We start from the raw sequence: 16,809 nt of genomic DNA on the forward strand, positions 1-16,809 counted from the left end.
CGAGCCCCAAAAGATAGTGGAAATTGGGGAGACATGCAAGATGCGGGGGACACTGGGAAAACGCATAAAAGTGCGGAGGCGCCAAAGGACAGGGGGGAACGTACCGGCCGTAACCCTTGTTTGCTGATGCCCTTGCGCGCGGTCGGGCAGTTGCCTGTCTTTCGCTTTGGCAGGTCAGTGGTAACCTATGTGGCGGTTATGCCATTAGGTCTGGCAGCCGAGGGCGGCTGCTTTACATCTAACAGGAGAATCCCATGGCGCAGGCAATCAAGAGCGTGGATGTGTACGCGGTGGACATCATGAACCGGCCGGGCACGTTGGCCCGCGTGCTGGAGGCGCTGGCGGCGGGCGGGGCGAACCTGGATTTCGTCATCGCCCGGCAGGTGAACGACAACACCTCGCGGGTGTTCGTTGCGCCGCTGAAAGGAGCGAAGCAGCTTCGCGCCGCGGCCGATGTCGGCCTGACCAAGGCCAGGGGAATGTACGCGATCCGCGTGACCGGGCCGGACAAAGCGGGGCTGGGCGCGGCGATCACGCGGGGGATCTCGGCGGCGGGGATCAACATCCGTGGCCTGTCGTCAGGATCGATTGCGAAGAAGAACGTGTGCTACATCGCGTTTTCCTCGGCGGGGGATGCGAAGCGGGCGGCGGGGGCGATTAAGAAAGCGATGAGAAGGAAGGCTTGAAGCGTCGCATAGGAGCCCCTAACAGGCCTGGGACTAGGGAACATCCACAGAGAGTGCAGGTGTGGAATTGGGGACGCATGGTGAGTACTTAGGGCTGACTTAGTAACGCGTCGGTGTGCGGTTGAATATCCTCCCCATCATTGATGTCGTCGTCGTTCGTGTCGGCCAAACACCGATCCGCGTCCGTGGCGTCCATGTCCTCCAGGAGGACCGCAACGAAATCGTCGATCGGTAGCGCCGGCGTATAGCCCGAACTCGCGAAAAACGCATCGCGAAACTCCCGCCAGTCTTCGCAATCCACGTCGCCGTCGCCATCGGAGTCTCCACGCTCACATTCCGGTCCGATGACGCCCTCCGGACCGGTGAAGCACAGGCGGAACTGATCGAAGTCCGGCGCGTCGACATCGAAATCGCCGTCGAAATCGCCGAACATCAGGACCGGGATGTTGAGCGGAATCTTCCGCGTATCCGTCCGCGCGGACTGATCCACGATGTGGAAGATCGGCTTGAAGAGCCCGGTCGCCGTCGGCGTTCCGGAGACGAGGCCGCTGCTGCTCAGCGAGATTCCCGGCGGCAGTTCCGAGAGTTGTACTTCGACCGAGTCCGCGTTGGTCAAGGCCGCATCACCGTCGTAGTTGAACAGAGTGTAGGTCGCGTTGTCGCCCAGCGATACGCCGACGGTCGGGGTCATGCCCGTATTGCCGGCACCATAGTGCATCTGAATCCGGCCGTCGTCGAAAAGGATCGCGCTGCAATTGGCTGGCGCGCCGCCCGCCCGGACCGTCCCCTGCCAGCGGATCGTCACCTGGCCGGTGACCGTCGTGTCAATGAAGATGTCACCGCCGACCACGTTAGTTTTGAGGTCGTCCCACATGACCGCGATGCGCTTGTTCGCGGCGAGCAGGGTAGTGCTGTTGGTGTACGTCGCCCCGTCATACGGGCCGAAGTTGATCCAGCCGTCCGTCGCGATCTTCACATTGGTGTAGGGTTGCCCATAAAAGGGGAATGCAAACGGCAAGACATAGTCAAAGGCGGCGTCGTCGGCCTGCCAGCCCTGGCCCGTGCCGACGGCGGCGAATTGGCTCGCGCCTAACGACTCTTCGCCGTACTCATCGTCCAACAATGTCCACGTCAGGGGCAAGTCTCCACCAACGGCTTCGAGTTGCTCCGGCCCGTACGACACTTTGAGTTCGCCGTCCGGCAACGTGGCGGTCGTGATCTCCGGATCGCCGGTTCCCTGAAGCACCATGATGTTGTCGAGGGCGATGCCGTCGGTGGGGACGGGATTGTTGTCGTACTGCTGGAAACGAATGCGGAAAGTCGTGTTGTACGCAATACCAGCGCCGGCGGCCGCCGCGTCCAGGTCCAGCAAGACCGTCTGATACGTGCCCGTTCCCTCGGTGAGATGGGCGATCCGATGCCACGCCACGCCGTCGGCGCTGATCGCCACGCCGTCGCCGTTCGCCGACGTCGTAAAGGTCGCGGGAAGGGTATTCGACTCGTCGCCGAATTCCTTCCACGAGTATTGGAGCAGGACGTTGGACTGTCCGGTGAGATTGACGACCAGCGTCAATTCATTGTTCCCAAACGACGAACTGGCCGCCGAATCCAGGAGCGCGTGGTAGGTACCGATCGGGCCGTCCGACGTCGCAATGCGAATCCGCCCGGTGGAGGTCGATTTCAGCGTCCAGTGGTTCACCAGCGGCGAGCCGCCCTCGAAATCTTCCGTGAACGGGAACGCGGCGGGGTTCAGGACCGTAATGCTCGCCGTTGCGGCGTTCGATTCGATCTGCCCGTCGTCCGCGCGGAACAGGAACGTATCCACGCCGCCGAAGCTGATGTCGGGCGTATAGGTGACGACGTTGCCGCCTGCCAAAAGCGTATAGGGTACGCTGACAATCGCCCCGCCATTCGGATCGCTGAGCGAGCCATCGGCCGGTAATGAGACGATCCTGTACGCTAGAGGATCCAATTCGGGATCGCTCGCCGGCAGTGCGAGATTAACGGCATTGCCCGTTGCCGTGGTGGCAACGATGTTCTGCGCGAACGGCGGCTGGTTAGTCGGGATCGAGCCGATGGCCCAGATCGCCACGTCGTCGATGTTCCAGCCGCTGAAATTGGTGTTCGAGTCAGTAGGTCCCATTCCCCAACGGACCAATACGAACGGCTCGTCGTCGGCGACGGCGCCGATGATGTAGGACTGCTGGCTCCACGCCGCCTCCTCAAGATCGCTCGTGCCGTTGGTAAAGACCGTCGTCCAGTTGTCGCCGTCCGTCGAGACCTGAATGGTGGCCTTGTCGAATGCGGCGTTCTCGACGCCCAGCCAGCGGGCGAATTTGAGCGTGACGCGCGTGAGACCCGTGCAATTGAGCGGCGGCATCGTCAGGTACTGCGCCGGCAATAAGTCCGGATAGGCCCCGGCGAGGTTGTAACCATAGACACTCAGGCCGGTGAAGCCGGTCGTCGGATCACCGTCCGCGCCGCCCGGTTGCCCAAAGGCCCATTGCCCTTCGGCGATCCAGCCCGGGTCGACGTCCAGCGGGTAGTTGTAGATCGGAACCGGCGTACCGATGGTCAGCTTGACCGTGGCAGTGTTCGAATCGAGCGCACCGTCGTTGGCCTTGTATGTGAAAGAATCCGGTCCCTGGTAATTCGTCGCCGGGTTGTATTGGAGGATGTTGCCGTTGCTCGCGACGGTATGCGGCACGCTGGCGATCGGGCCGGAATTAGGGTCAACCAGTTGACCGTGCGACGGCAGCGACGTGATGACCATCGACAAGGTCGTCGCCGGGTTCGGATCGGTCGCCAGCAGCGTCACGACGGCCGTGACGTTCTCGGCAGTATCGAACGATCGGTCCTTCGCGACGGGCGGGAGCGGCCCCTGCGCCGCGACGGTGATGCGCACGTCATCGATAAACCATCCGTCGCGCTGGTAGATGCCGTCGCTGGTCAACCGAAAGCGAACGTAAATCGGCCGTCCTGCAAAGGGCGTCAGGTCATACGCTCGCCGCGTCCAGTCGTAGTCGCCCCCCGTATCGCCATCGACGAGTCCCAGGAGATTGCCGCCGCTATCGACGACTTCGACCCGGCAGGAATCGTAATACGTCTCGAGCAAACACCAGTCGTGGTAATCGAGAATAACCGGAGCCGTAACGCCCGTGAGATTGAGGAGCGGCGTCTGGAGGTAGGCGTCCGTGCCGGCGTCGTAGGTGTAGGTCAGATCGGTGCCCCAGCACTTGTTTCCGCCGATGGCGCGAACCCCGCGCGTGCCGGCCATGGGCCCGCTCCCGGCGACGGCCTGGCTGAACGCGGCGTTGACGGCCGTCGGCGTGCCGCGCTGCCACTCGTCGTTGGTCCCGCCATGCGTCCAGCCGGGATCGGCGCCCTCGCTGTTGTCGAAGAGCAGGTCGATGCCGTCGCGGATCAGGTGCGTCTTCGCCCCGAAGCCGTAGCGGTTGAGGGCGCTCCGCGGATACGCGGCGTAAAAGAACGCCCCCGAGGCAGCGCCCGCGTCAACGTAGACGCCCGCCGCGCCGATGTACACGACCGTCACGACCGGTGTCACGACATCGCTCACGTTGTACGTCGCGCCGTCCGTGGGCATCCAGTTGAACGGCTTGTCGGATTTGACCAGGATGCTGTCGGCGTAGTCGTTGAGCGGCGTGCTCCAGGTCAAGGTGATGTCGCTGCCAATCGGTGTTGCCGACATGGTCTTGATGCGATCCGGCCAGCGCGTCCCGGCGTTCGCCGCGGCAACGGCCAATCCCGCGTCCGCCCGACCAAAACCCAGACGATGGCTGTGGCCGGTGACGCCGTCGAAGCGGCCATACGGCTCGTCGATTCGGACCGCAGTGTGCTGGAGGATCGCGCGGGCCTGCGCGGCGGTCATCGTCGGATCCTGCGAGATGATCAGGCCGAGCACGCCGGCCGCGAGCGGCGTAGCCGAGCTGGTGCCGCCGAACGCATTGGTATAGTCCGGTTCGCCCGCGATACCGTTGTAGCCACTGGTGCCGGTGTTATCGACGGTCGTAATATCGATCCAACTGAAGCGCACGCCGTCATCGCCGCGATCGTTGGTTGGCGTAGCGATGCCGACCTCAGGCCCGATGTCGCTGAACTCGGTATGAACGCCGTTGCTGTTCGTGCCGCCGACGGCCATGACCGTCGGAAGCTGGGCCATGGCGGTAACGCCGTTGACGGTGTGGTCGCTGTTGGCCGACGCGAAGAGGACCAGGCAGCCCAGCCCGTTGCGCCCGTTCGTGGCCGCGTAGTTGATCGAGGCGACGACGTCGGCCGGTTGAAAGACACCGTCCCCATAGCCCCAACTGTTGGACATGATCGCAGCGCCGTCGCTGTGATCGCCGTTGTCGTCGGGGTCCACGCTGAAGTAGAAACCGTCCGCCGTCTCCGACACCGTCGCACCGAAGAACTTCACGCCGATCAGGCCGCAGTTCGGGCACGCCCCGCGCACGCCGATGCTGTTGCCCTTCGCCACCGCCACGCCGGCGCAGGCCGTTCCGTGCCGCTGACCGGCGTCCGGGCTGGGATCGTCGTCCGGCGGGACGGGGTCGAGATCGAGACCCGCCGCCCAATTGGGAAACAGGTCGGGGTGCAATTTCTCCACGCATTCGTCCAGAACTGATACGCGAACGCTGGAAACGCCCTCGGCGTCGGCCCCGTGATCGCTGTCCCACGCCGCCTCGGCGTTGATGTCGGAGTTGGCCAAAGCGCCCTTGCTGACATCGCCGTCCAAATGCCATTGCATCGATAGGTAGAGCGGATCATTAATGACGGGGGGCGAATACGTCACCATCGGCGCGAAGAAGTCGGGCTCAGCGTACACGACAAGCTCTTGTTTCTCGTGCAACGCCGCCGCGACGGTCAATGGTTGTACAGCGCGGGCCGTTCGCAACGTAATGTAATACCGCCCCTCTCCGCGCGCGGCTTTCTGGATATCGCAGCCGTTCGCGTCGGCAAACGCCCGCAGGGATCGTTCATCCGCGCCGTCGCGCAGGCGCGCGATGATCCGATTGGTTTGATAAAGCGGGACGTCGCTCTCCGCGCGATACACGACGGGTAGTGCGTATTCCACGTCGGACAGTTGTTCGATCTGCGCCGCGGAGAGTCCGCGCACAACGTGCAGATCGCGGCGCTCCAGGCGCTCTTCCATCCGGACCACGAATTCTTCGGCGTTCGCGGGTGCAACCTTCGCCGGCCATTGACTCGGGCGACTCCCGGCTGCGCGCCGGGCCGAGATCCTGGGTTTCACCAGGAATTCGCTCTCCGCCACGTTGACGAAATGAATCCCTCCCGCGTCATAATAGTAGGCTGCGGCGGCCGGAGTCTCGACCGGCGACGGCTCGCCGGCGCCGACCGTGGACGCACAGGTCATTGCAACATAGGCAGTGATAAACGCCCATCGCGGAGTGGAATTCAACTTCACGGAATACCTCCGGTCGCCACCAAGGGGGCAAGAAACGAACCAATTAAGGCGGGCCCCCCGTCCAGTCCTTCAGTTCTTGGGGTCAGAAGGAGCGGACTTTTTGAGTTTTTGGCTCGCAAGCGTTGAGTGTAACGCCGCGAACTGGTAAATTCAATATAACGTTAACATGCTAGGGGAATCGCCTCGACTCCGCCTGCCTGCCGGAATCGCGGCGGGGGTGTCTGGCTGTTGTTTCGGGGTAAGGGAGTAATTCACGTGACCATTCGGAAGAACCATCGCGCGGCATGGACTGTCATCGCTACCGTTTGCCTTTTTGTCGTCGCCGGGGCGTCTCAGGTTCGCGCGGCATATCCCCCGCCTCCCAACGACACCTCCGCGACCGCGGAAACCGTCGGCGCGCTGCCCGCCATCCTCCACGGCTCCAATGTGCGCGGAAACGACTCCATAAGCGCAACGACCATCGGCGGACTCGACTCGGTCCCGGGCCCGGACGTCTTTTATAGTTTCACTCCCGGACTGACCGGTTCCTATTGGCTGATGATGATCCCATGGGACCAGGTTCCAGTATACGGAAGTTCCGGTGCGACCGTTCCGGCCCCGAATCTTTGCCTTTATGTCCGCCGAAAATCCGACGGCGTCTTCATCGGCGGAAGCGACGCCAATCCGCGCGATCAAGTCGATACGGTCATAGCAGGGCTGACCAGTGGCGTCGAATACGAGATCGTCATCGACAGCACATCCGACATCACACGGATCAGCGAATTCGAATTCATGCTCGTCGTCGCCGAGGCGCCAAGCGGCCCGACCGAGGATTGCACCAACATCGGCGTCATCCCGTCCGCCAACCTCCCCTACGCCGCGGTAGGCACGCTCACCGGAGCGGTCAACGACGTGACCTTTAGTGAAGGGTCCGGCCGTTGCGACGTGTCCAACACCAGTGGCTTAGCCAGCGCCGGCCCGGATCACGTATATGAATTCACCACCGGCCCTGATCCCTCCGATGCCGGGGAATACGTCTTCAATCTTATGCCCGCAGGCGCGGCGTGGAATGGCTACATTTACCTGGCCGATTCCTGTCCGCCGTTTCTTCCCTTGGGGTGTTTGGGTGCGGCGAGCCATACCTCGTCCGCGACGCGCCAATCCGAAACAATCGTCGTCACGCTGGACTTTGATAAAACCTATTACGTCGTTGTGGACGCGGCGGCCGCGAGTACCACCGATGGCAAATATGTCCTGCTCGTGGATCGAGCGGAAGGTCACGGCATCACGGAAGTTGAGCCGAACGACACGTCGGCGTTCGCCAGCCCGCTGGTCACGGGACAACGCAATGGCGGCCAGATCGCCGGCGCCAATGACGTAGACTTGTATTCCTTCACGGCCGCTGCACAGGATCGCCTGTACGCCTTTCTGGACAACGGCAACGTGTTCCTGTCGTCCATCGACATCGAACTGCGCCTCGTCAACACCAATGGATCGACCGTCATGGAATTGGACGACGACGATGGCGAGGGTTCCAGTGCGTCCGTCAATACGCTGGTGCAGCGCAGCTCCGCCTTCAGCGCGGCCATCGCCGGCGCGATCCTCCCGGCCGGCGGAACCTATTTCCTCCGCGCCAATGCCGGCTCGGCGATCGATACGATTGCCCGGTACTTTGTCCACTATGGCATCGAGCCCGGCAGCCGCGCGCCCAGCCCCGAGTGCGAGCCGAACAACTCCCTCGCGTCCGCCGATGGGAGCGGCAAGGCGTACTACAGCGGCGTCATCGCCGCGTCCGGCGATGTCGACTACTTCGCCTTCGAAGCGACCGCGGGCGACCAGGTCTTTATCGCCCTGGACGGCGATCCCGAGCGCGACAGCGGCGGCGACGCTGACAACGATCCGCAGTCCCTTGACGGTGCGCTGGTCGTTTACGATCCCGTCGGCGACGCACTCATCACCGACCACGATGACCCCAACCTCGTCGGCGCGGGGCAGATTCCAGACTATCCCGCCGAGGCCCTCGCCTTCCGCGCCCCGACGACTGGCACTTACAAGGTGCAGGTCTCCGGCGGCGCTGCGAGCGACTTTGGCGCAGAGCGCACCTATCGCCTGGCGATCTTCCGCGGCAACGCCGCGCCCAGCCTGACCGAGGGCGTCGATCCCGTTATTGACAGCATCACCCCCGACTTCGGTGCCGACACGCTCGCCGTCGTGGCTTCCGACGACGCCGGCGGCGATACCGGCATCTGCGCGCTCAGCCTGTCCCCCGATTCCGTGAACCTGGCAATTTCGGCGACGTTCACGCCCGGCGACTCGACCGTGTCCTTCGACGTGGAACTGATCACGCCGGGCATGAGCGGCTACGGCAAGTTGATCGTCACCGACTGCGCCGGCAACACGGCTTGTGCCTACATTCAGATCGACGCCGATGATCCCGTCTGCGGCGGCAGCGCCGGATCGGCGCCGCGCCGTACCTTCCACAGCACGCACGCCCCGCTGCACGCCCCCAACAACCAGCCGACCGGGCCAGGCGTCATCGGCACCATCGACGTGCCGGCCGGTTCGCCGATCACTGATGTCACCGTGACGATCACGATCGAGACCATTCGCCCCGCGGATGTCGACGTCTTTCTCGAAAGCCCGATGGGGACGATCCAGGATATCGTCACGGACCGCGGCGGCGGGACCAGCGGTTTCGACATCACTCTGGCCGCCTTTACCAACAACGCGACGGAAATGATGTCGACGGACAGTAATGACGCCCCCTACACCGGCTCGTGGCTGCCCGACGGCGTCGGAGGAATGTCGGTCTTCGACGGGCAGAACCCCGCGGGCACGTGGAAACTCAACGTGCGCGACGATGACTCCAGCGCGGGTGGCGGCTGCCGGTTGGTCCGCTGGTCGCTCGATATCGAGGCCGGTTTCGCTGCTCCACAGGAATTCCAGGGCACGGTCACCGACACCGCCGGTGTCAACGGCGGAATCGCCTCGGTCGTCATGAGCGCGGACACGAATGTCACCTTTACGCTCGATCCGGATTTTGTCCCGGGCGATCTGACGACGACCTACACCGTGACGCTCATCAATCCGTCGCTGCCCGGCTCGTGTACGATCACCGCGACGGACTTGTCGGACAACGAGTGCCAGACGCTCGTCAACTTGAACGGCCTGACGGACTCCACACCACCTGCCAACAGCGGAGCCATCAGCCGAAACATCGAAATCTCGCAAGAAGTCCTCGCCACTGTTCCGCAGGCCAATCCCGCGGGCGTCGTCTCGACCGTCAGCGTGCCCGATGGCGTCGTCGTCGGCGAGGTCGAAGTCGACATCACGGTGGATACGCTCGACGTCGGCCGCAATGCCTCGACCGTCAGCCACGGCGGAGCATTTGCATCACTCATCAACCGCGTCGGCATGGACGAGCGCGACAGCGTCGGCCTGACGAAGGACAACATTGAGATCACGCTGGACGACGATGCCCCGGTGGTCGACGACGCCCACGAGGAGCCGGCGCTCGGGACCATCGAGTTCCTCGGTGCCCATCAGCCCGACGGCCGCGGCGAGTTCGTCGGCAACGGAATTACCAGTGACTATCGCGACAACATGCTCTTCGCCCTGGAGGGGCTGGATTCCGCCGGCGACTGGTCGCTCTATGTTTCGGATAATCGATTGCAGGGCGCCAGCGGAGCCCACTCGGAATTTCGCCGCTGGGCCGCGCGACTCCTGGCCCCGGGCGCACCCGAACGGTATGTCGGTACCGCGAGAGATACGTATCCCGAATCCGGCATCTGCTCCATCACCGTGGGAGGCGGCTCCATCAACCTGTCCGTCGCCAGCAACTTCACCGCGGGCGACAGCGAAGCCTCCTACGCCGTCAGTCTCGTCGACCCATCGCAACCCGGCAGCGGGACCGTCGAAATCACGGATTGCGCGGGAAACACCACCGTCGTGCCAATCGCGTTGGCCGCGGCCCTGGCCGACCAGAACCTCCCGATCATCACCGGCGCGGTGAATCCCGCGACGCTGAAGTTCGAAGGCGCCGCGACGGACAACCAGCCCGGCGATTCGGGCATCGCCTCCGTGACGCTGGCCCCCTATTCCGACAACCTGCAAATCGCCCTGGTCGAACCCGATCCGCCCTCCGGCGCGGGAAGCGTTGACGTCGTTGTGAGCCTGATTACTCCCGGAGTGAACGGTCGCGGCTACCTCCGCGTGACCGATGTCACGGGCTATCGCCGCCACGCCCTGATTCACATTGACGCCGTCGATCCGCTTTGCTCCGGCGCCGTCAGCAATTCCAAGCGTTATCGCAGCACCGACCTGCCCGCGCCAATCCCGGACCTCAATCCCGGCGGTGTCTCCTCGACGATCGCGGTCGCCGATCTGGCGCCGATCAGCGACGTCGACGTGACCATCAACATCACGCACGGCTTCGACGGCGACATCGATCTTTCCATGACCAGCCCCACGTTCATCACGCTGTTCGGCGACATTGGATTAACGGGCAACGATTTCTTCAACACGACGATCGACGACGAAGCCCCCTTCCCGATTCCGGACGCCTCGGCCGAAGCGCCGTTCACCGGCCGGTACCAGCCCGCCGGCGGCCCGGCCCTCTTCGTCCTCGACGGAGGCCCGGCGGCGGGTTCGTATAGCCTTCATGTCGCCGATGACGCGGTCTTCAATGTGGGCACGTTCGAAAGCTGGTCGCTGACCATCAGCTCCGCCGGATTCCCGGAGCGCTTTGCCGGCGAAGCCACGGACTCCGAATTGCTTGGTCTCGGAATCGGCTCGATCGAACTACTGCCCGGCTCGTGCAACGTCGCCCTGGGCGTCGATCCGTTCACACCCGGCGACAAGCTCGTGCTGTTTGAGGTCACGCTCGTCGACCCGCAGGGTTGCGGAAGGGGAACCGTCCGGGTGAGCGACCTCGGCGGAAATAGCTGCGACCAGGTCGTCGCCTTGAATGGCGCGTTTTGCGATCCGGGCGACGTCAACCACAGCGGGGCTGCTGACTTCGACGACATCGAGCCCTTCGCGGCCGCCTTGCTCGCCGGCGACGGTAACTGCGAGACCGACATGAACCTCGACGGCAAGGTGGACGGTCTCGACGTACAAGGCTTCACCGACGAACTGGTTCCCTAGCAATCCGATTCGATTGACACTGCGGATGGCACGGTCTCGCAGCAGCGAGGCCGTGGTGCCCTGGCCAGCACGGCCTCTCCGCATCGCGGCCAGTCCGTGCCACGCCCCGGAACCGCTTGTGAAAACAGGCCTTAGCGAATTTGTGAAATGGACCGTCCTGATCGTTGCAATGAGTGCGGATTTTCGGGTATGATAACGTCATCATCGGAGGGGAAAGGGCTGCAAAGTTCCTTGTTCCCCGTCAGTTAGCGCGTTTTGGTTTACCTGAGGCATCGACCGCCGCTTGAGTCGATGCGCGCGAGTCTTGGAGGTAGTGAGATGCGTTCTCTTTTCTCGGCTCTATTGGTCGTTCTTGTTTTGACATCGGCGCCGGCCCTCGCCTTCCCTCCCACGATCACCATGATCGTAAAGGAAGGCGACGTCGTCGGCGGCGTCGGTTCGATCTCCAGCGGGTTTGGCGCCTGCGAAAACATGGCGGTCAACAACAGCGGCGATTGGCTGGTGGAATCGGATACGAACAATGCCGATACCAACATCGACGGTGTCATTCTGTCAGGCAACGGCCACGGCGCCTTCTCCCTCTATCAGCAGGAGGGCGCGGCGCTCGCATCGCCGCCCGGCGCCTCGATTGACTCCTGGGACTCCATTCGCATCAACAACCTGGGCAACGCCAGCTTCAACAACTTCCTGGATGGAACGGCCGGCACCACGGACGACTCCGGCGTCTACTACAACGGCGACCTCGTCATTCAGGAAGGGACCATCGCCACGGCGCCGGGCTTCTCGGCGGGCACGCCCTACATCGGCTGGTTTGAGACCTACATCAACGACAACAACGACATCCTGATGGTCGCCAGCATCGACGATCCCGCCATCGCCAGCACCGTGGATCGCGCCCTGGTCAAGGTCAACGGCCTTTCTCTGACGGAGACCTTGTATGCCAAGGAAGGCGACTCGCCCGTGGCCGGTCGCTTCATCGCGGACTTCGGTACGGGCCCGCATACGACCGCCTTTAACAATGCGGGCTATGCGCTCTACAGCGTCGATATGGATGGAACAACGAACGACGATGGGTTGGTGGTCTACTCGAATGGCACGTCCAGCACCATCCTGGCCCGCGAGAGCCAGCCGGTTGCAGGCGTACCGGGCCGCAACTGGGAGGTCGTCATTGGCGCGTCTCTCGATGTCAACAATTTCGGCGATTGGGTCATGATCGCCAATATGGATGGCGCCACTACCGATGACAATGCCATTATCCGCAACGGAACGGACGTGATCGCCCGCGAAGGCTCGAGCCTTCCGTCCATCGCCGGTGGCTGGGCGCTGACCGCCTTCGGCACCGGGTCCGTCCTCATCGACGCCAAGGGCGACGTCGTCTGGTTCGGCGACTGGAACGATCCTGATACCACCAAGGACACCGGCATCTTCATGAACGATCAACTCATTGTCCAGGAAGGCGTGACGATGGTCGGCGGCCTCCTTGTCACCTCCATCTCCGCCGTGCAGGACAACATGGCCATGAGCGACAATGGCCAATGGATCATCTTCGAGGGTGTCTTGAATGGCACCATTGAGGGGGCCTTCCTCGTCGAAGTTCCGGAGCCGGGGACAATCGCCCTCGTCGCGGTCGGCGGCTTGCTACTGGTCCGCCGCCGCCGCAGAGCCTGAAAAGCGCCTTTTTCCCGCTAATGCGCTGCGCGAATAGGTGGCACGGTCTGCCGAAGTCAGGCCGTGGCCGCTCGTATTTGGCCGGGAGATCCCCTGCGCCGCGGTTGAACGCCAAATAAGATGGCGCAGGCGAGGAGTACGAAACTGCCAGGTTTGGGCAAGCGGATCATTGCTCCTCCTCCGCAAGCTTCGAGCGCCACTCCGCCGCCTTCTGAGCGTAGCCTTGCGACGGCGCCGCGCGCTCCCGGGCCTCGAACATCTCGGCGAAACTTTCGATGAAGTGATCTCGATGAATCCTGGGCACGTTCGCCAGTCCGACCTTTTCGTCGATGCTGTTCAGAATCGACTCCGCCTCGTCGAGTTTTCCCAGCGCGACCAGACAGTCGACGAGGCCCAACCGGGCCGAGATCATCAAGTGATGGGCGGGCAGATATTTTCCGCCATAAATGCCCAGCGCCTGTCGAAACAAGGGCTCCGCGCCGGCCGCGTCGCCCTGCTTCTGTAATTGATAGCCGAGGTTGGCCAGGCTCAGCCCCACATCCGGATGATCCTCCCCCAGTTGCCGTCGGCGAAGTTCCAGCGCCTCGCGCAAGAGCGGCTCCGATGTCTTCAAGTCCCCCTCCAGTTGATACACCATCGCGAGGTTATTCAGCGTGCTGGTCACCTCGGCGTGCTCGTCGCCCAGGAGCCGGCGATACATGGCCAGCGATTCCTCAAACAACTGTTTCGCGCCGGCAATGTCATTTTGCTCGTAGCGCACGCTGGCCAGATTGTTGAGCAGGGTGGCGACGACCACATGTTCGTCTCCCAGGACGCTCTTGTTCACTTCGAGCGCCTCCTGCAGGAGCTGCTCGACCCCGGCGTAATCGCCTTTCATATAGTGAACCCCCGCCAGATTGTTCAGGCAGTCGGCGATCTGCTTCTGGTAATTTCCGGGAAGCGACCGCCGTAGCTCCAGGGCCTCGCGGATGAGGGGTTCGGCGGCGGGGGTGTCGCCTTTTCCCAGGTAGAGACCGCCGAGGTCGCTGAGGACCTGGGCGAGCGTGTCGTGATGCTCCACCGGAAGAGCCCGCGCGGGCAACAGCGCGTCCTTGAGCAGTGCCTCCGCGCCGGCGAGGTCGCCCTGGTTGAACAGGCAGTTGGCGACCATGTTCATGGTGTTGATCGTCTTGTGATGGGCCGGGCCCAGCGTGTCCCGGTAGATCGCCAGCGCCTCACGGTGCAATTGTTCGGCTTCGCGGTATTTGCCCATGTCCGCGACCGTCGCTGCCAGCTCGGTCTTGGTATCGGCGAGCGGGATTTCGTTTTCCCCCTGATCGACCTGCCGCAATTCCATCGCGCGAGCCAGGGCGGGCTCGGCCTTTTCCAGAAGCCCCAGCACGCGGCAGACGACACCGAGAGTGTGGAGTAGTTCCGCCTGCACGTGCGGCTGATCGGCGAACTTCGACCGCACGGTGTCAAGATCGTTGCCCAGGATGTACTCGTCGAGGACTTTCCTGGCGACATCGACCGGCTGGGCCGCGCCGGCGATCCGGTCATAGGCCGCCAGCTCCGCATCGATCTCCGCGGGGGTCAGTTTTCTGCGCTTGGGCCATTCGCCCACGAATTGTCTCGTGAGGCTGTCTTTCACTTGTTGGCGAAACGAGTCCTTGAAACCGCGGCCCATACGCTCGACGTCGATTCCTGAAAGAAGGTCCGATTGGAACTGGGCAACCTGTCGCGTTTCCCGGGCACTGTCGTCGGCACGGCGCCGCGCCGCCTCCTCCGCCGCCAGGGAACGAGAAGCCCGGACCGCGAAGGCGATCGATACGCTCGTGGCGATCAGGAGCGTAGCGGCGATCGCCGCCGATGCGATCACCACGATACGATGACGGCGCACGAACTTTTGAAATTTGTAGACCGCGCGGGGAGGCGTCGCGGACACCGGCTGATTCGCCAGATACGCCGCCACGTCTCCGGCCAGTCCGCTCGCGGTCTCGTAGCGGCGTGAGCGGTCCTTCTCCAGGCACTTCATGACGATCCAGTCGAGATCGCCGTTCAGCGAGCGGGCCAGCAGCATCGGCTCGGTCCGCCGGCGCTGGGCGATATCGATCGCGGAGCTATCCCTCGACGATGGCCGCCCCTCTTTTGCGGCCGCCAACAGATTCGACGAGCCCATCGTCCGCAGTCGCAGGCTCGGCCGCGGTGGCTCCTCGTCGCGGATGATGCGCTGAATCTCGGCGAACGGCGCCGATCGAAGCCGGCGCCGGTCGAAAGGCCCGGCCCCCGCGAGAAGCTCGTATAGCAGCACGCCGAGGGAATACACGTCGCTCCGCGTGTCGATATCCACGCCGGACACCTCCGCCTGCTCCGGGCTCATGTATTCCGGCGTACCGATGAGTTGATGGATTTCGGTGAACAGCGTCTTGTCCGTCAGGCGCACCGACGTCGCCTTGGCGATGCCGAAGTCGATCACCTTGGGCAGAGGCCGGCCATCGGCCACGGTCACGAGGATGTTGGAAGGCTTGATATCCCGGTGAATGATGCCCTTCTGGTGCGCGTGCTGCACGGCCCCGCAGATGTCCCGGAACAACGCGAGCCGATCGTTAATCGACAAATGCTCGCGGTCGCAATACTCCGTGACCGGCTCGCCGCGGACCAGCTCCATGACGAAGTAGGGCCGGCCCTGTTCCGTCGCCCCGCCGTCGAAAACCCGGGCAATGTTCGGATGGTCCATCATCGCCAGGGCCTGACGCTCCGCCTCGAAGCGCGCGATCACCTGCCGCGTGTCCATCCCCGCCTTGATAATCTTGAGCGCCACCCGGCGGATCACGGGCTCGGTCTGCTCGGCCATGAAGACGACGCCGAACCCGCCTTCGCCGACCCGTTGCAGGAGCTTGTACCGTCCGATCTGCATGCCCGGCGCTTCCAGTAGCATTGCGCCGTTTTCCGGTGTCGACATCCCCGCGCCGGTCGGCGCACTCATGAATGCCGAGTCGTCCAGCATCGGAAGGAGGTCCAGCGCCTCGGCCGCGATCTCCGGATTTCCCGCCGTTTGTTCGATGAAGGCGCGGCGCTCTCCCGCCGGCCGCCGCGCGGCCTGCGACAGCAGGTCCTTCACTCGCTCGCGACTCTCGATATTCACAATGCCGCTGCCTCGCCGCTACCGTCGGCTTGTCGGAGGTAGCGAAGCAACCACGCCCGGGCATAGCGCCATTCCCGATCCACCGTACTGGGAGAAATGTCCAGTGCCGCGGCCGTTTCATCGACGGAGAGTCCGGTGTAGAAGCGAAGCTGGGCGATGCTCGCCGCCCGCGAATCGTGGGCCTTCAGGGCCTCAATCGCCGCGTCGATGTCCAGGGCGTGGCCGATGGTCTCGTCGCTGGAAAGGTCCGCCACGCTGAGGATTTCTCGCTTCCAGCCGCCTCCGCGTTTCTGCGCGCCGACGCGGCGCGCGTGTTCAATCAATATCCTCCGCATCGCCTCCGCCGCCGCCCCGTAAAAGTGCGCCCGGCTATCCCAGCCCAGGTCCTGGTCGCCCACCAGCCGCAGATACGCCTCGTGGACCAGGGCCGTCGCTTGTAGCGTGTGACCGGCGCGCTCTTGTTGCATTTGCCGTTCCGCCATTTGGCGGAGCGAACGATAGACGAGCGGCAACAAATCACGGGCCGCGTGGGGCGTTCCCGCTGCCGCAGCGCTGAGCAGTCGTGTCACGTGACCGGTCTCCGGTAGGGGGTTTGACGATTCAGGCTTTCTTTCGCTTGCATCCATTCCGACCTCAGTATGCGTTAATTGGCTCCCCGGAACGTCAGAAATCTCTGGCGCCACGCCATCCCCCAAAAAACCGACACCCATGGTCGGGGTCGGACAACCGGCGGCACCGCCATTTTACCCGTTTTTCAACTGCTC

Annotated in this window: 6 protein-coding genes; 3 read left to right on the plus strand and 3 right to left on the minus strand. The window is 63.4% G+C overall.

All coding sequences use genetic code 11. From position 1 onward, the window contains the following. Positions 1 to 254 precede the first annotated feature (254 nt). Positions 255 to 686, plus strand: a complete 432-nt coding sequence (locus VJZ71_21060) for a hypothetical protein (GenBank protein HKQ50574.1) — start codon at positions 255 to 257, stop codon at positions 684 to 686. Positions 687 to 774: 88 nt separating this feature from the next. Here the strand turns inward: VJZ71_21060 and VJZ71_21065 are convergent, their stop codons facing one another. Next, the gene (locus VJZ71_21065; GenBank protein ID HKQ50575.1) at positions 775 to 6,129 is read right to left on the minus strand and encodes a S8 family serine peptidase; all 5,355 of its coding nucleotides are present in this window, start codon (positions 6,127 to 6,129) and stop codon (positions 775 to 777) included. 255 nt (positions 6,130 to 6,384) lie between these two features. On the opposite strand from VJZ71_21065, the gene VJZ71_21070 reads away from it, so the two are divergent. Together VJZ71_21070 and VJZ71_21075 are read left to right on the plus strand one after the other, a co-directional pair. Beyond that, entirely contained in the window at positions 6,385 to 11,253 is a 4,869-nt protein-coding gene (locus VJZ71_21070; GenBank protein ID HKQ50576.1) for a proprotein convertase P-domain-containing protein, read from the plus strand. A 318-nt stretch (positions 11,254 to 11,571) separates the two neighbouring features. Continuing rightward, the gene (locus VJZ71_21075) at positions 11,572 to 12,921 is read left to right on the plus strand and encodes a PEP-CTERM sorting domain-containing protein (protein HKQ50577.1); all 1,350 of its coding nucleotides are present in this window, start codon (positions 11,572 to 11,574) and stop codon (positions 12,919 to 12,921) included. 166 nt (positions 12,922 to 13,087) lie between these two features. Here the strand turns inward: VJZ71_21075 and VJZ71_21080 are convergent, their stop codons facing one another. Together VJZ71_21080 and VJZ71_21085 are read right to left on the minus strand one after the other, a co-directional pair. Further along, the gene (locus tag VJZ71_21080) at positions 13,088 to 16,045 is read right to left on the minus strand and encodes a tetratricopeptide repeat protein (GenBank protein ID HKQ50578.1); all 2,958 of its coding nucleotides are present in this window, start codon (positions 16,043 to 16,045) and stop codon (positions 13,088 to 13,090) included. Then, positions 16,042 to 16,671 (minus strand): ECF-type sigma factor, encoded by a 630-nt coding sequence (locus VJZ71_21085; GenBank protein HKQ50579.1) that lies wholly within the window; start codon positions 16,669 to 16,671, stop codon positions 16,042 to 16,044. The genes VJZ71_21080 and VJZ71_21085 overlap by 4 nt, the downstream gene beginning before the upstream one ends. Positions 16,672 to 16,809 lie beyond the last annotated feature (138 nt).

The sequence above is a fragment of the Phycisphaerae bacterium genome (assembly GCA_035275405.1).
In the GTDB taxonomy this organism is placed as follows: Bacteria; Planctomycetota; Phycisphaerae; order UBA1845; family UTPLA1; genus DATEMU01.